Origin of the sequence: Pseudomonas sp. PS1(2021) (assembly GCF_020405165.1) — a bacterium.
Taxonomy (GTDB): domain Bacteria; phylum Pseudomonadota; class Gammaproteobacteria; order Pseudomonadales; family Pseudomonadaceae; genus Pseudomonas; species Pseudomonas aeruginosa.
Genome location: NZ_CP084484.1, coordinates 2262387 through 2276996 on the forward strand (window position 1 = coordinate 2262387; position 14610 = coordinate 2276996).

General features: G+C 68.7%; 15 protein-coding genes. 3 read left to right on the forward strand and 12 right to left on the reverse strand.

Features of this window, described 5'->3' with window-relative positions:
• Window positions 1-3: 3 nt before the first annotated feature.
• From LE197_RS10685 to LE197_RS10700, 4 genes are read right to left on the reverse strand one after another with little or no spacing between them, the layout of a single operon-like run.
• Window positions 4-2076: a DNA-binding protein gene (locus LE197_RS10685; RefSeq protein ID WP_015987629.1), complete on the reverse strand. Its 2073-nt coding sequence runs from the start codon at window positions 2074-2076 to the stop codon at window positions 4-6.
• The gene (locus tag LE197_RS10690) at window positions 2069-2278 is read right to left on the reverse strand and encodes a hypothetical protein (RefSeq protein ID WP_015649674.1); all 210 of its coding nucleotides are present in this window, start codon (window positions 2276-2278) and stop codon (window positions 2069-2071) included. Before LE197_RS10690 ends, LE197_RS10685 begins: the two co-directional genes overlap by 8 nt.
• Complete coding sequence (locus LE197_RS10695) at window positions 2278-2712, reverse strand: hypothetical protein (protein WP_015649675.1); 435 nt, start codon at window positions 2710-2712, stop codon at window positions 2278-2280. The genes LE197_RS10690 and LE197_RS10695 overlap by 1 nt, the downstream gene beginning before the upstream one ends.
• Before the next feature lie 2 nt (window positions 2713-2714).
• A complete protein-coding gene (locus LE197_RS10700) occupies window positions 2715-3071 on the reverse strand; it encodes a helix-turn-helix domain-containing protein (protein ID WP_015987628.1) in 357 nt (118 codons plus the stop codon).
• A gap of 183 nt (window positions 3072-3254) precedes the next feature.
• Between LE197_RS10700 and LE197_RS10705 the strand changes: the two genes are divergently transcribed.
• A complete protein-coding gene (locus LE197_RS10705) occupies window positions 3255-3965 on the forward strand; it encodes an XRE family transcriptional regulator (protein WP_023109220.1) in 711 nt (236 codons plus the stop codon).
• A gap of 199 nt (window positions 3966-4164) precedes the next feature.
• Here LE197_RS10705 and LE197_RS10710 read toward each other — a convergent pair whose 3' ends face one another.
• From LE197_RS10710 to LE197_RS10720, 3 genes are read right to left on the reverse strand one after another with little or no spacing between them, the layout of a single operon-like run.
• Window positions 4165-4923, reverse strand: a complete 759-nt coding sequence (locus LE197_RS10710; RefSeq protein WP_003121671.1) for an SDR family oxidoreductase — start codon at window positions 4921-4923, stop codon at window positions 4165-4167.
• Window positions 4908-5837 (reverse strand): alpha/beta hydrolase, encoded by a 930-nt coding sequence (locus LE197_RS10715; protein WP_003121672.1) that lies wholly within the window; start codon window positions 5835-5837, stop codon window positions 4908-4910. Before LE197_RS10715 ends, LE197_RS10710 begins: the two co-directional genes overlap by 16 nt.
• Before the next feature lie 10 nt (window positions 5838-5847).
• Window positions 5848-7323, reverse strand: a complete 1476-nt coding sequence (locus LE197_RS10720; protein ID WP_003121673.1) for a flavin-containing monooxygenase — start codon at window positions 7321-7323, stop codon at window positions 5848-5850.
• Window positions 7324-7469: 146 nt separating this feature from the next.
• On the opposite strand from LE197_RS10720, the gene LE197_RS10725 reads away from it, so the two are divergent.
• Entirely contained in the window at window positions 7470-8504 is a 1035-nt protein-coding gene (locus tag LE197_RS10725) for an AraC family transcriptional regulator (RefSeq protein WP_003118509.1), read from the forward strand.
• 148 nt (window positions 8505-8652) lie between these two features.
• Complete coding sequence (locus LE197_RS10730; RefSeq protein ID WP_073666575.1) at window positions 8653-9498, forward strand: CmcJ/NvfI family oxidoreductase; 846 nt, start codon at window positions 8653-8655, stop codon at window positions 9496-9498.
• Between the two features lies 1 nt (window position 9499).
• On the opposite strand, the gene LE197_RS10735 is transcribed toward LE197_RS10730, so the two are convergent.
• The 5 genes from LE197_RS10735 to LE197_RS10755 all read right to left on the reverse strand — a co-directional run bounded on the left by LE197_RS10735 (window position 9500) and on the right by LE197_RS10755 (window position 14604).
• The gene (locus tag LE197_RS10735; RefSeq protein ID WP_003118512.1) at window positions 9500-10456 is read right to left on the reverse strand and encodes a FecR family protein; all 957 of its coding nucleotides are present in this window, start codon (window positions 10454-10456) and stop codon (window positions 9500-9502) included.
• Window positions 10453-10962, reverse strand: coding sequence for a sigma-70 family RNA polymerase sigma factor (locus LE197_RS10740; RefSeq protein WP_003107976.1), 510 nt, complete (start codon window positions 10960-10962; stop codon window positions 10453-10455). The genes LE197_RS10735 and LE197_RS10740 overlap by 4 nt, the downstream gene beginning before the upstream one ends.
• 102 nt (window positions 10963-11064) lie before the next feature.
• Window positions 11065-12261, reverse strand: a complete 1197-nt coding sequence (locus tag LE197_RS10745) for an MFS transporter (RefSeq protein ID WP_003121674.1) — start codon at window positions 12259-12261, stop codon at window positions 11065-11067.
• The gene (locus LE197_RS10750; protein ID WP_012614210.1) at window positions 12248-13528 is read right to left on the reverse strand and encodes an MFS transporter; all 1281 of its coding nucleotides are present in this window, start codon (window positions 13526-13528) and stop codon (window positions 12248-12250) included. The genes LE197_RS10745 and LE197_RS10750 overlap by 14 nt, the downstream gene beginning before the upstream one ends.
• Window positions 13525-14604 carry an LLM class flavin-dependent oxidoreductase gene (locus tag LE197_RS10755; protein ID WP_003120261.1) on the reverse strand — a complete coding sequence of 360 codons (1080 nt, stop codon included), beginning with the start codon at window positions 14602-14604 and terminating at the stop codon, window positions 13525-13527. Before LE197_RS10755 ends, LE197_RS10750 begins: the two co-directional genes overlap by 4 nt.
• Window positions 14605-14610 lie beyond the last annotated feature (6 nt).

Here is a 14610-nt window from a genome sequence, read left to right on the forward strand (position 1 = left end):
CTTTCATGCTTGCCGCTGCTGGGCGGCGAATTCTTTGGATTTGGGGTAAACCTCGAACCACTGGGCGGCGTCCGGCTCGATGGGTTGGCCGGAGCGCTGCCGCTCGGCCAGCTCGCACCACTGCCGGTAGCGCTGGGCGGGAGCGGTCGGCAGGGTGAAGACCTGGGCGGTGGTGGCTTGGGCGGTGGCTGCGGCCGGGCGCGGTTCGTCGATCCGCTCGGCCTGCATTTCGAGGGTCGCGGCGCTGCGCGACCGGAGTTGCTCAGGGGTGATCGTGCCGAGGCCGGGGATGGACAGCGGCGCATCCATTTCCAGGGCATACCCGCCGTCACGCTCGGCGCGAATCTCGTCGAGGTGAGCCAGGGCGCGCTTCTCGCGGGCCTCTGCGCGTTTCTCGCGGGCACGCTCGACATACGAAGCCGGCATGTAGTCGCGGCTGTTGCCGTTCAGCTCTGCGGTGCAAAGGAAGCGGCCCTCGCCGTCGTAGACCCACACCTTGCTGGCGTCGTGGATGTCGTAGCCCACGGCCACCTGGTCGCCGTGGAATTCCTCCAGCTCGCGGGCGAAGTAGCGGTTGCCGATGAACTCCAGTTCGCAGCGGCGGACGGTGCGCAGCACCTGGGGTCGGAACAGCGGCCGGGCCTCGTCGTCGGTGACCCGCATCGGGCTGAAGCCATCGGCTTCGTGCAGCGCCCACGCTTCGTTGGGGGTCATGTGCCGGCGGCGACCGGTGTTCGGGTCAACGATGCGCGGCAAGCTGCTGTGCGGCCGGTCGTTGTACTCGGCAATCTGCTGCTCGCAGAACGCGACAAAAGATTCCCAGGACATCAGCGGCATGGTGCCGCCCTTGGCAATGGCCCGGCGAGTCAGCTTGAAGGTGGCCAGCTTGGCCTGGCGGTCCATGTCGGCGCCGATGTATCCGGGCAGTTCCTTGGCGGCCCGAATCCACAGGCTCTGGTGGACGCGCTCAATCACGCCCCGCGCCTGGCTGTTGTAGGGCAGGCTGTTTTTCATGTCGATGCCCAGGCGGCCCATAAGGCCGACCGCCTCGTCGCGCATCATGTGGTTGATGTAGCCCGAGCCGTTGTCCACGTAGAAGATGGCCGGAATGCCGCCCTTGGTGCAGGCGTCGCGCAGGGCATCGACCACCACCAGGGCCGACTCAGCCAAGCCGGTGGACCATCCCGGAATTCGACGGGTACGGATGTCGATGATGGTGGTGATTTCCGGCCGGAAGGGCCGGCCGTGCATCGGGTGCTGGACCTCGGCGTCGAACGTGTGGCCGTCGCATGAATAGACGTCGGTCGGGAGCAGCTTGGTGAAGTCGCGGCGAATGAACGGGCGCAGCGCCTTGATTTCATGCTCACCCATGCGCCCGACCTCGCGGCTGACGTTGCCGACCTTGCGCAGGAACGCATAGACCTGGTCCAGGCTGGGCATTTGCCCCTGCCAGTGCTTCTCCAGCAGTGCATGGGCAGCGCGGGCGCTGCGCTTCTCCGGCCCTTGGTAGATCGTCATGAAGGCAGGCGCCCAGTCGGGAACGCTCATGTCCGGGCGGCGGACCTTCGGCACCAGGGCGCCACGCTCGGCCTGGTCCAGGAAGCGCTCCAGGCTGCGCACGCTCGGCAGGCCATCCGCGCTCGGGCGGCCGCGAGGATCGCGGGCCATCTTGAGCATGGCGAGCAGTTGCGGCTCGACCTGGCCGAGGCGCGCCATGTCCAGCATCAGGGTAATGGAGCGCTTCCGGCTGTAGCCGGTGCGGGCCATCAGCAGGTCTAGGGCGTGCAGCACCCCCTGGCGGGCGTCGGCGACCAGCTGCTGGCGGTTGGTTTCGACCAGGGCCAGTTGCGTCTCCTGGCGGACCACCTTGGTGGCCACCTCGCCCAGGGCGGCGTTCAGCAGTGCGGCGCGGGTTTCCTCGGGGAGGCTGGAAATGTGGTACTCACGCCCACCGCCTCTACCCATGTGCTTTCTTTGCTGCCATGAGTCGCGGATGGCGCGACTATTGATGCCTTGAACCGTGCCAGGCAGTCCGGGCAGGCCGGCCAGTTTCTGTGCGGAGAACCATTCACTCATGGTCGCCCCCGACAGCTTTGCGCTGGGCGATCAGGGCGTCACCGAGGGCCAAGGCCGCCGATTCGAGCCAGTCGAGTGCGTCCCGGTAGGAGCGGTTGTGAACGGTGCTTTCGTCCGTAGCGCTGGCCTCTTTGACCAGGTTCCAGAACTCGGTAGCGTTCCGCAGGTTGTCGAGCAGCGGTTTGAGGTCGGTGTTTGTCATCACGGCTCCCCCAGGATTCGTTTCAGCTCACGCGCCTGTCGACCCGCTTCCTCGCGGGTCCGCTCCAGGCGGCCCAGTTCGGCGAGCAGTGCGTCTCGGCCATAGGCCACGCGGCCGCCACGCACATCGACCAGCCAGTTGGTCAGCAGGTGGCTCGCACAGACGTCCTCCAGGAGGGCGGCGCGGTAGAAAGGCAAGTTGTGATCAACTCGGGCGGGACTCGACCAGGCGTCGAGCATGTTCTTGCTCACGTCATCGCCGGAGAGGCGCGACATGCGGGCGGCAATCTCGTAACGGTCGAGGTTGGCGGCCTTCAGAATTTCGCTGACCAGCTCGCTGACCTGGGCGGCATAGTTGCACTCGCCGGGTATAGCGCGGGCTGGCTGCGGAACATCGAAGATGTCCAGGGTGCGGTCGTCTTTGCGGCGGGCCATGTTCAAGCCCCCGCGTCGGCTTTACGCTGCGCTTGGTCAGCGTATCTGGTATTTTCCTCAGCACCTGGCATATGTCTGACATATGCCTGCAAGGTCTCCGAGCGATTGGGCCGTTGCCGCTTCGGATTCTCGTCGTCGAGCCAGCGCTCAGGCCACAGCACTAGGGGGCTGAGGTCGAGCACAGCAGCGATGGCGCGCTCTACCCGAGGGTAGGGGTTCAGCTTGGCGTTTTTGACTGCCGGGCTGGATACGTCGAGGGAGCGGGCCACCTCGGCCAGGGACGACCCCCTGGCGCGGAGCTGGTATTTGATCCACTCCCAGCGGACGTTGTTGTCGCGGGGGATTTCGGTTCTGTTCATGCCTACGTTCCATCTCAACCACCTGGCAGGGTGGTTTTTTAGGGGTGTCTAACGTGACTTAGGGCATAAACATAGCGCTATAGAAGTTGAAAAACAAGCTCTATAGCGGTTTTCAAGTTCTATAGGAGGCAGATTTCGACCTCTATAGAATTAATATCAATTAAATCAAATAGTTAGGTTTACATGAAAACGCGTAGTGAGCGCACCGCCAGCCTTTCAAGTTCCGCAACCGAACCTGAAAATGACGCTGCCTTCATCGAAAGGCTGCGCTCAATTGTCGCTATAGCAGGGAGTGCAAGCGCTTTAGCGAGGAATGCTGGAATATCCCAAGGCGGGTTGCAGAGGTACTTGAAAGGCGGGGAACCCACCCGGAGAGTGCTCATTTCCTTGGCCAAGGCGGCAGGCGTGAGCCTGGGCTGGCTTATGACCGGTGAGGGCAGTAAGAAGCCGGAAGAGCAGGAGGCTACGGGATCGGACCAATACGTCTACGTCCCCCTGTATGACGCGAGGGTCAGCGCGGGACATGGAAGCTGGAGCGAAGGCGCACACGTTCTTACGCAGCTTGCCTTTACGCGCTACAGCTTGAGCAAGAAGGGGTTAGAGCCAACCAGGATGTCGGCAGTAAGGGTCGGGGGCGACTCCATGGAACCCCTCCTGTCGGATGGCGACGCCGTTGTTATCGACCATGACCTTAGAACCGTGCGGGATGAAGCGATCTATGTGATTCGGGTCGGGGATCAGCTCTACGCCAAGCGCTTACAACGGCAGTTCGATGGCTCTATCGCGATCATCAGCGAAAACAAGGCGTATAAGGACATGGTCGTCCCCAAGGACCAGCTTTCTGACTTGGATATCATTGGGCGCGTTGTCTGGCTTGGGCGATGGATGGTTTAGCGCTCATTCCGTGCCAATTAACGATCAATATTTTGCATTCCTTGCTCAATCCTGATCGATATTTTCCAAACACCCGCACGGTCCCTCTCCGGCTGGAGCCCTAGTGTTATAGGGGCTCTAGCCTATCCATCCCTCTTTTGGCATGTGTCAAAACAGTCACCTCCCCACACCCGGATAAGCGGCGGATAAACGCAAGTGCCTATTCGTCCCGCGACAACCACGCCATCACCGCTCGGTTCACCCACGGCGGAGACAACTGCCCAGCCCAGTACAGCGCCGTGAACAACCCGCCCACCGGCCGGTGTACCCGCCGGCTGTGCGCCTGCCGCCAGGCCGCCTCGGCGATATCCTCGGCGTCCAGTCTCAGCCCCAGGCGACGCAACACCGGCGGTCGGTAGGTCTGCCCGGCGACCATCGGCGTGCGGACGAACGGCGGCATCAGGTCGGCGACGCGAATCCCGTGGCGGCGCCATTCCAGCTCCAGCGCCTCGGTGAGCCCGCGCACGGCGAACTTCGAGGCCGAGTAGACGGCCATCTCCGGTACGCCATACAGCCCCGATGCCGAGCCCATGTTGAGCACCTGCGCCTGCGGCGTCGCGCGCAGGAACGGAAAGGCCGCGTGACAGCAGTTGAGGACGCCTTGCAGGTTGATCGCCAGCAACCGCGCGTGGTCCTCCAGGGCGACCTCTTCGAAGCGGCCGAAACGCAGGACGCCGGCGCAGTTGAATAGCAGGCGCAGGCGGCCATCGGCACAGAACTGCGCAAGCGCCTCGCCGACCGCGTCGGGCTCGCTGACGTCCACGGCACGCTGCCAGGCGCCCGGCAGTTCCGCGGCCAAGCCGCGCAACGCCTCGGCATCGATGTCCAGCAAACCGACCCGCCAGCCCCGGCGGTGGAACAGCCGCGCGCTGGCGGCGCCGATCCCGGAGGCGGCACCGCTGATCAGGATGTTCTGCACTGGCCGCCCTCCGCGCTGCATTCGACGACGAACGCCGCCGCCTCGTCCAACGCCCGGTCGGCGCTGGCCAGCACGCCGGCATGGGCCTGGAACACGTGCCAGCAACCGGCGTAGCGCTGCAATCGCACCGCGACGCCCTGCTCACCGGCCCGTTGCGCCAGGCGCAGGCTGTCGTCGCGCAGCAGTTCGTCCTCGCCGACCTGTACCAGCAGCGGCGGCAGCCCCGCCAGGTCGGCATGCAGCGGCGACAGGGCGGCCGAGCCTGGCTCCGCGTCGGCCGGCAGCAGCAGGCGCACCGCGCTTTCCAGCCAGGCCCTCGACAGCAGCGGGTCGCCGGCCGCCGGCGTGTGCAGGCGCTGGCAGCTGAGGTCGGTCCAGGGCGAGAACAGCAGCAACCCGGCCGGCAACGGCAAGCCGCGCGCCTTCAGCTCCAGGGCCAGGGACAGCGCCAGGTGGCCGCCCGCCGAGTCACCGGCGAGCAGCAGCCGGCGCGGCGAATGGCCGGCCTCCAGCAATGCCAGGTAGACCGCCAGGGCGTCGTCGCGGGCGGCGGGGAACGGATGTTCCGGGGCACGCCGGTAGTCCACCGCGCAAACCTCGGCGGCGCAGCGCCGGGCCAGGTGCGTGGTGATCGCCCGGTGGGTCGCCGGCGAGCCGATCAGGTAGGCGCCGCCGTGCAGGTAGAGCACCCGGCGCCGCGCCTCCACCCCGCGCGGCCGCAACCACTCGCAGGGCACGCCGGCGAGGCTGCGGCGCTCGCGAACGACGCCGCCGGCGCCCAGCGTCGCCAGGCTCAGCCCGCGCAGCACGCCGCGTTGCAGCGCCACTGGCATGGGCGGACGGACCAGCCCGCGGAACAACAGGCGCAGGCAGCCGCGCAGGAGACCGGCGCGCAGGCGTTGCGGCGGCGACATCAGGGGCGCTTCAGCGGGCCAGGTCATAGTCGGCAAGCTCCGGCCGGCGCGTACGCCAGCGATAGACGAAGGTGTAGCCCGGCCAGTTGTTGGTGTTCTTGCCGGCGGCAGTCTTGTACCAGCTGTCGCAGCCACGCTCCCAGACGGTATGGCGCAACCCCTGTTGCACCTCCAGGTTGAAGCGCCGCTGGACCTCGGGCTTCACGTCGAGGTAGCGCAAGCCCTGCGCCTGGAGCTGGCGCAGGCAGCCGAGCACGTAGGGGAACTGGCTTTCCAGCATGTAGACGATGGAGTTGTGACCGAGGTTGGTGTTCGGCCCGTAAAGGATGAACAGGTTGGGGAAGCCGCTGACGCTGATGCCCTTGTAGGCTTCCGCGCCATCCGCCCAGGCCTGCCGCAGGTCGCGTCCGTCGAGGCCGAGGATGCGCATCGGGGCGAGGAACTCGGTGGCGGCGAAGCCGGTACCGAAGATGATCGCGTCGACCTCGTGCCGGCGGCCGTCACGGCCAACCACGGCGTCTTCGGTGACTTCGCGAATGCCCGTGTCGACCAGTTCGACATTGCTCCTGGCCAGCGCCGGGTAATAGTCGTTGCTGATCAGGATGCGCTTGCAACCCAGAGGGTAGTCGGGAACCAGCCGCGCGCGCAGTTGCGGATCGGCGATCTGCCGGTGCAGGTGACGATGGAAGCTCAGCCGCATCACCTTCATCAGCGCCGGGAAGGTCGCGAAGGCGAGCATCCGCGATTCGTGGTGCAGGTACTTGAGCCCCCGATCCAGACGTTGCAGCCACGGCCAGCGCCCCTTCAGGCGGCGTTCCCAGTCGGCGTAGGCGCGGTCCGGCTTGGCGATCACGTAGGGCGCGCTGCGCTGGAACAGCGACAGGCGTTGCACCTGCGGGGCGATCCGCGGGACGAACTGGATGGCGCTGGCTCCGGTGCCGATCACCGCGACCCGCTTGCCGGCCAGCTCGACCTCGGCGTCCCAGTTCGCCGAGTGGAACGCCGGACCCTGGAAGCGCTCCAGGCCGGGCAGGCGCGGCAGCAGCGGCCGGCTCAACTGGCCGGTGGCGCAGACCAGGGCCCGTGCGCGCAGCGTCTGGCCGTCGGCGCAGCGCACCTGCCATTCGCCGCTGCCGGCGTCGAAGCGGGCCTCCTCCACCTCGCAGTGGAAACGGATCTTCCCGCGCAGACGGTACTTGTCCGCGCAATGCCGCAGGTAGTCGAGGATTTCCGCCTGTGGGGCGAACTTGCGCGACCAGTCGGCCTTCGGCTCGAAGGAAAACGAATAAAGATGCGAGGGGACGTCGCAGGCGGCGCCCGGGTAGCGGTTTTCCCGCCAGCAACCGCCGACGTCGGCGGCCTTTTCCAGGATCAGGTAATCGTCGATGCCTGCCTGTCGCAGGCGGATCGCCAGGCCGAGACCGGCGAAGCCGGCGCCGACCACCAGCACCCGCAAGGGGGCTTCAGGGCGGGACTCGTTGTGCATTGTTGTGCTCCCGTTTGTTGCTTGCCACGCCGTCCGGCGCGATTCCGCCCAGCGGCGGATGGCAGCATCCTAGTTCGCCGGGGCGACTGGCGTTATGGCCGGGCCGGACATAAAGTTGTGATTTTCGGTCAACCTCGGACGCCACCATGCCCACTCCGCCCTGGTCTCCCCGCCGCAGCGCCATCAGCGCGCACCTGCTGATCCAGTTCGGCATCGACCGCGGCCTCGGCCTGGAGCAGTGCCTGGCAGGTAGCGGCCTGGATATCCGCCTGCTCGGCGATCCCTCCGGGGAAATCGACGCGGCCCAGGAACTGAGCGTAGTGCGCAACCTGGTCCGGCACCTGGGCGACGCCTGCGCACCGGGCCTGGCGGCAGGCCTGCGCTATCACCTCAACGCCTACGGCATCTGGGGCTTCGCCCTGCTCAGCAGCCCGACCTTCCTCAGCGCCGCGCAACTGGGCCTGCGCTACCTCGACCTGACCTTCGCCTTCCATGGCATCCGCCTGGAGGTACACGACGACGAAGCGCACCTGGTGCTCGACGACGCCGGCATTCCCGAGGACCTGCGGATTTTCCTCCTCGAACGCGACGCCGGTGGCGTGCTGCGCATCCAGCGCGACCTCACCGGGCAGCGCCTGCCGATCCTCCGCGCCGGCTTCCGCCGCCCACCGCCCGCCGATCCCGCGCCCTACGTGCGCGAGCTGGGCCTGTGCCCGGCGTTCGGCCAGGCGGACAACCGGGTGGTCTTCGAACGGCGCTTCCTCGACCTCCCGCTGCCCGGCGCCAATCCAGAGGTGGCGCGCGCCTGCGAGGAGCAGTGCCGCGCCCTGCTCGCCCGCCGCCAGGTGCGCGGCGGTCTCGCCGGACGCATCCGCGACCGCCTGCTGAGGACGCCCGGCCACTTGCCGGACATGCAGACCCTGGCCATGGAACTGCACCTCACCGTGCGTACCCTGCGTCGCCGCCTGGACGACGAGGGCAGCAGCTACCGCCTGTTGCTCGACGAGGTGCGCCAGGCCCTCGCCGAAGAGCTGCTGGCCACCGGCGCGATTCGCCTGGAGGAGATCGCCGAGCGCCTCGGCTACGGCGAGGTGTCCAACTTCATCCATGCCTTCAGGCGCTGGAAAGGCATGACGCCGCGCCAGTATCGCCAGCGGCGACGACTCGACGCGATGTCCTGAGCCGCTCCGGGCTTATTCCACGAAGGCAGGACGCCAGCGCTCGATGTTCGTTTCGCCGCCGCCTGCCAGCGGCTAGATTGGCCGTTCACGCGCGGCATCCGGCGGCGCGGCAGCGGAGGCATCTCCGCTGGCAACGGGAGAACGACACATGGGTTGCCAGCAACACGCATGGCCGGCGCACGCGCCGGAGCAGGTCGAGGCCGAGGTCAACTATATCCGCGACAACGGCCAACGGCCGGTCGCCTACACCTATCCGGCCCCCGCCGGGACGCCGCAGCGCAGCGCGCTGTTGCAGCCGACCCGGGTGGCGATCCGCAATGCGCGTCTGCTGGCGCAACCGGCCAGCCTGGAGCGCGAGGGTTTCCAACTGGTGCGCGAGGCGAGCGCGGTGGGCGATTTCGAGGATGAAGCCCAGGTTCGTGAACGCTACTACCCGGAAAGCATCGCCCTGCTCCGCCGCCTGACCGGCGCCGCCGAGGCGGTGATCTTCGACCACACGCTGCGCGTCGACCAGGCCGGGCGCGAAGAACGCGGCCTGCGCGAACCGGTGCGCTACGTGCACAACGACCAGACCCTGCGCTCGGCGCCGCGCCGGGTCCGCGACCACCTGCCGGCGGAACGCGCCGAACGGCGCCTGGCCGGACGCTTCCAGATCGTCAACCTGTGGCGTCCGTTCGGCCACCCGGCGCAGCGCGCGCCGCTGGCGTTGCTGGACGCCCGCAGCCTGGCGTTCGACGACCTGGTGGCCAGTGACCTGGTGTACCGCGACAAGGTGGGCGAAACCTACTCGGTCAAGCCCAACCCGGAGCACCGCTGGTACTACTACCCGCGCCTGCTGCCGGAGGAAGCGCTGCTGCTGAAGATCTACGATTCGCGGGAGGACGCGCAGGCCCGCCTCGGCGCGCACACCGCCTTCGACGATCCCTGCACCCCGGCCGATGCGCCGCCGCGGCAGAGTATCGAACTGCGTTGCCTGCTGTTCTTCGACGAATGAGTCAGGCGGGGCGCAGGCTGATCCAGTAGTCGCTGTATCGCAGCACGCGGATCGGCAGGCTGCGTCCGAGCATGTCCAGGGACGTGTGCATGTCGTCCAGCGGGAACAGACCGCTGACGCGGTTGCCGGCGATCTCCGCGTCGAGCTGGAGGATGCCTGGCAGATAGGGCCGGAAGGCCTCCGCGACCCAGGCCAGGGAGCGGTCGTGGACCTCCAGCCAGCCGCTGGCCCAGGCATCCTCTCCGGCCTGCATCGGGCCCTGTTCGAGCAGGCCGCCGGCATCGAACAGCAGACTACGTCGTGCCGCCACCGCCAGCTGGCGTCCCTCACCGGTGGTCAGCCGCGCGCTGCCGCGCAGGGTCACCAGGCGGATCGCCCCGCGCTCCTCGGCCAGCAGCAGGCTGCCGCTGGCGCAGTCCACCCGTCCGGCGGCGCAGTCGAGGGCGAAGGCGCCGCGCGGGTCCTCCTTCACTTCCAGGCGCATCGCGCCGCGCCGCAGCTCCAGGCGCCGCTGGGCGCCGTCGAGCAGCGGTCGCGCCTTGCTCCGCGCGTTCAGGCGCAGGCGGCTGCCGTCGGCCAGCAACCAGTCGCGGCGCTCGCCGGTGCCGGTCGCCAGTTCGCCGGGCAGACCCATGCCGGCCTGGACCCAGCGCTCCAGGCCGGCGCCGCCGGCGAGCAGGACGAACAGCCCGAGGGCGCCGCCGACGAAGCGCCGGCGGCTCGACGGCTGCTCCAGGGCGCGCAGCACGGTAGCGCTCGGCTGGCCGCGCCAGGGCGAGTCCTGTAGCGGCGCGAGGCTGCCAAGCAGTTGCCGGAACACCTCGGCATGCTCGCTCGACAGCGCCTTCCAGCGTTCCAGGGCATCGCCCTCGGCGGCGCTGAAGTCGCCGGATTGCAGGCGCACCATCCATTCGATGGCCTCCTCGACGATGCGTTGCCGTTCCGGCTTCTCGCTCATTCCTGGAATCCCCGGTAGCAGCAGTGCAAGGCATCCTTCATCAACTGGTGGATGCGCCCCAGGGACAATCCGAGGCGTTCGCCGATCTGCACGTAGGTCAGGCCTTCCAGCTGGCTCATCAGGAACACTGCCCTGGCCTGCCCGGACAGGCCGTCGAGCAGGCGGTCGATGGCTTGCAGGCTCTCGATCAGCATCCACTGCTCGTGAGGCGATGGCTGCACCGCCTCCGGCGCCTCGGCGAGGATCTGCAGGTAGGCGCGCTCCAGGTCCTTGCGCCGCCAGCTCTCGTACATCAGGCGTTGCGCGATGGTCGCGAGGAACGCCCGCGGCGAGCGGATCGACGCCGGGTCGGGGAGCATCCAGACCTGCAGGAAGGCCTCGGCGGCGAGGTCTTCGGCGCTGTGGCTACAGCCGGTCTGGTAGGACAGCTTCTTGCACAGCCAGTCGTAGTTCTGCTGGAACAACTGGGCGATCAGGGTGTTCTTGATGGAGCCTTGGCTATCCATGGTAAGCGTTCGCTGCTGGCAGGCCACGCCACGGATAGCGGTAGTGAGCCTGGAGGTTGAGGAACGGCGCCCGGGGCTGTTCCCGTGGCGCGCGGTAGGGAATCAATCGAGGCGCTCCCGGCAGTCCGCCGTGCCCGCCGCCGGCCGCTGCGCGGACAGCCAGCCGCAGGCGGCGGCGCCGAGGATCAGCGCGGCGCCCCACCAGGGGAGCGCGCGCACCGCCACCTGGTCCACCAGGATCGCGCCGATGAAGGCGCCCAGGGCCACGCCGAGCTGGATCGCGCTGGTGTTGAGGCTGATCTGGATCGCCGCGGTGTCCGGGCTGAGTTCCACCAGGTATTTCTGGATCGCCGGCCCCGGCGCCATGTTGAACACGCACCAGAACACCACCGCGCCCAGCAGCAGCGGCAGGCCGCCGGTGGCGAACGGCAGCAGGACCAGGGCCAGTGCGTGCAGGAGCAGGAAGGCGACGAAGGTGGCCGGCCCCGGCCAGCGGTCGGCGGCGCGTCCGCCGAGCAGCGCGCCGAGGATGCCGCCGCCCCCGTAGACCAGCAGGACCAGGCTGATGGTCGGTTTGTCGAGGGCCATGCTGCCGACCAGGAACGGCACGATGTAGGTGTAGACGGTGAACTGGCCGGTCATCTGCAACAGCGATGCCAGGTGGGCGAACGGCACCCGGCCCCGGGCCAGCGCCCGCAGTTGCTCCGCCGGGGCGATGCCGGGCGCGCCGGGGATGGCCGGCAGCAGGCGCAGGAGCAGCGGCAGGCCGAGCAACGCGACCCCGGCGAGCAGCAGGAACAGGCTACGCCAGCCCCAGAACTCGCCGATCAGGGTGCCCAGCGGTACGCCCAGCACCAGCGAGGCGACGATGCCGGCGAACACCAGACCGATCGCCCGGCCGCGCCGTTCCGGCGCGACAATGGCCACCGCCAGGGTGATCGCCACCACCACGATGACCGAGGCGCTGGCCGCCACCAGCAGCCGGCTCGCCAGCAACAGGGCGAAGCTCGGCGCGGCGGCGCTGGCCAGGTTGGCGCCGATGAACGCCAGCAGCGCGCCGGCCAGCAGGCGGCGGCGCTCGATACCGGCGCTGAGGTAGACCAGCAGCGGGCCGAGCAGCGCATAGACCAGCGCGTACAGGCTCATCAGCAACCCGGCCCGGCCCTGGCTGACGGCGAAACTGGCGGCCAGTTCGTCGAGCACCCCGGCCACCACCAGTTCCACCGTGCCGACCACGAAGGCCAGTCCGGCCAGCAGCCAGACGCCGACCTCCGCCCTGCTCCGTTCAGTCTCGCCCATGGCTGCGTGCCTCCCCGTCGATGGCGTAGCGATAGCGCCCGAGCATGACCAGCAGCCCTGCCGCCACGCCGAACGCGCCGAGCAGGACCAGCGTCGAGCCCGCGTAGGAGCCCGCGCGGTCGTAGAAGTAACCCAGCAGCCAGGACCCCAGGCTGATGGCGATGGCGAAGGTGAAGGGCTGGATCGAGCCATAGATCACGCTGAAATGGCGCAGGCCGAAGTAGCGGCTGACGAAGTACTGGGTGGTGCCGGTCTCGCCGCCGGCGCCCAGGCCGATCAGGAACACCGCGCCCCAGAGCAGCGCCGGCGGTCCGCCAAGGAGCAGGAGCAGCAGCCCGAGCGCCGCCAGCAGGGCGAACGGCAAGGCGATGCGCGGGGTGTCGTAGCGGTCCAGCAGGTAGCCCAGCGCCGGTTGCGAAACGATCATGCCGACCCACAGCGCCGCCAGCACGTCGGTGGCGACTTCCCGCGACAGGCCGCGCTCCTGCAACAGCGGCACGCCATGCACCATCACGCCAGTGACGGCGAACACGCCGAGGATCAGGTTGCCGACGATCAGCCAGAAGTCCGCCGAGCGCCAGGCCTGGCCTGGCGTCGCTCCGGGCAGCGCGTCGGCTGGCGGGCGCCGCGCCTGCGGCAGGTCGCCGGGTCGCTCGCGGAACAACGCATAGAGCAGCGGCAGCGCCAGGAGGCCTTCGAGCAGGCCATAGACGAGGAAGGTGGCGCGCCAGCCGAAGGCGTCGATGCAGGCGCTGCCCAGGTACAGCGCCAGCGGCCCGCCGACGCCGAAGCCGAGTCCGAGGATGCCGTAGGCCGCGCCGCGACGACGCTCGAACCAGCCGCCGAGAATCCGCGCATAGGGAATGTTGCCCGGCGTCAGCAGGCCGAGCAGCGCGAACAGCAGGTATAGCTGCCAGCCGCTGCGCGCCAGCGCCAGGCTGGCCAGGCACAGGGCCAGCGCGGCGGTCAGCGGCAGGACCAGGGCGCGCGCGCCCCAGCGATCCACCAGCCAGCCCTTCAGCGGGCTGCTCAGGGCTACCGCCAGGCCCAGCAGGGTCACCGGCAGCGCCGACTGGCCGCGGTCCCAGTCCAGGTCGGCGGCGATCGGCTCGATGAACAGCGAGAAGCTGCTGATCACCAGCCCGGTGGGGCCGAAGATCACCCCCACTACCGAGGCCAGCAGCACCCCACAACTGGCCACGCCGAACTCGCCGACGCCAGGCGCCGGCGCGACGTCCTCCATGGCCTCGCGGGCGACGCCGCTCATGCGTCGCGCCTCAGGCGCTCGATCAGTTGGCGGCGCAAGCGGATGTCCTCGGCGTTCTCGGTGGTGGCCTCGAGCTGGACGATCTCGATGCCGGCGCGATGAAAGGCCAGGATCTGTTCCGCCACCTCGCCGACGCTGCCCACCAGCACCCCGGCGAAGCTGCGCTGCACGGTATTCGCCACCCATTCGCGCAAGGCCTCCGGCTCCAGCCGGGCGAGCCGGTCGCGCTCGCCGTCGCGGGCGACCTGCGGCGATGCCGCCAGTTCGTCGAGGGGCCGTGCCAGAAGCAGTTCGAAAGCGGCCTGGCGGTAGTGCTCGGCGATGTCCAGGGCCGCCGCCGGACTGTCGCCGAGGATCACCTGGAAGTGCTTCCAGAACTTCAGCCGCCGTCCCTGCTCCGCCGCCTCCTCGTTCAGCCTGCGCTTGAGCTCCGCGGTCTGCGTGGGGCTGGCGAAGTGGCCGGCGTAGACGTCGGCGAAGCGCACCGCCAGGCGTTGTGCCTGCGCCGAGGAGCCGCCAACGGATAGCGGCGGGCGCGGCCGCTGGATCGGCAGGAAGCCGCTGCCGGCGTCCTCCAGCCGGTAGAACTCGCCGTGGTAGTCGAAGGGTTCGCGGCTTTCCAGGGCGCGGGTGAAGACCTCCAGGTACTCCACGGCGCGCCGGTAGCGTTCGTCCTTGTCGGCGAAGTCGCCGTCGCGGCGCACGTCGGCGTCGCTGGAGCCGATCACCAGGTGTACGCCGGCGCGCCCGTTGGACAGGCCGTCGAGAGTGGCCAGGGCGCGCGCGGCAACGGTCGGCTGGGCGCTCCCCGGTCGGTGCGCGACGGTGGCGCGCAGGCGCGGCGCCGCGGCCAAAGCCCAGCCGGCGACCAGCCAGGGGTCGGGCCAGGCAGCGGAAACGGTGAACAGCGCGCCGTCGAGGCCGTCCGCCTCTTCCAGGCGGGCCTTCTGCTGGATGTCGAAGGCGCTCACCGCGCGACTGCGGGTGTCCGGCAGGAAACGCGCGGCCTGGCGGGCGAAGGCACTGTCGCCGATGACTGCGGAGGCGCGCACGCCGCCGCGCAGTTCGATGCTCATGGTTCG

Bases quoted from the DNA above. Each gene is read 5' to 3' on its own strand.
- LE197_RS10685 (WP_015987629.1), bottom strand. From the start codon at position 2,076: ATGAGTGAATGGTTCTCCGCACAGAAACTGGCCGGCCTGCCCGGACTG.
- LE197_RS10690 (WP_015649674.1), bottom strand. From the start codon at position 2,278: ATGACAAACACCGACCTCAAACCGCTGCTCGACAACCTGCGGAACGCT.
- LE197_RS10695 (WP_015649675.1), bottom strand. From the start codon at position 2,712: ATGGCCCGCCGCAAAGACGACCGCACCCTGGACATCTTCGATGTTCCG.
- LE197_RS10700 (WP_015987628.1), bottom strand. From the start codon at position 3,071: ATGAACAGAACCGAAATCCCCCGCGACAACAACGTCCGCTGGGAGTGG.
- LE197_RS10705 (WP_023109220.1), top strand. From the start codon at position 3,255: ATGAAAACGCGTAGTGAGCGCACCGCCAGCCTTTCAAGTTCCGCAACC.
- LE197_RS10715 (WP_003121672.1), bottom strand. From the start codon at position 5,837: ATGTCGCCGCCGCAACGCCTGCGCGCCGGTCTCCTGCGCGGCTGCCTG.
- LE197_RS10720 (WP_003121673.1), bottom strand. From the start codon at position 7,323: ATGCACAACGAGTCCCGCCCTGAAGCCCCCTTGCGGGTGCTGGTGGTC.
- LE197_RS10725 (WP_003118509.1), top strand. From the start codon at position 7,470: ATGCCCACTCCGCCCTGGTCTCCCCGCCGCAGCGCCATCAGCGCGCAC.
- LE197_RS10730 (WP_073666575.1), top strand. From the start codon at position 8,653: ATGGGTTGCCAGCAACACGCATGGCCGGCGCACGCGCCGGAGCAGGTC.
- LE197_RS10735 (WP_003118512.1), bottom strand. From the start codon at position 10,456: ATGAGCGAGAAGCCGGAACGGCAACGCATCGTCGAGGAGGCCATCGAA.
- LE197_RS10740 (WP_003107976.1), bottom strand. From the start codon at position 10,962: ATGGATAGCCAAGGCTCCATCAAGAACACCCTGATCGCCCAGTTGTTC.
- LE197_RS10745 (WP_003121674.1), bottom strand. From the start codon at position 12,261: ATGGGCGAGACTGAACGGAGCAGGGCGGAGGTCGGCGTCTGGCTGCTG.
- LE197_RS10750 (WP_012614210.1), bottom strand. From the start codon at position 13,528: ATGAGCGGCGTCGCCCGCGAGGCCATGGAGGACGTCGCGCCGGCGCCT.
- LE197_RS10755 (WP_003120261.1), bottom strand. From the start codon at position 14,604: ATGAGCATCGAACTGCGCGGCGGCGTGCGCGCCTCCGCAGTCATCGGC.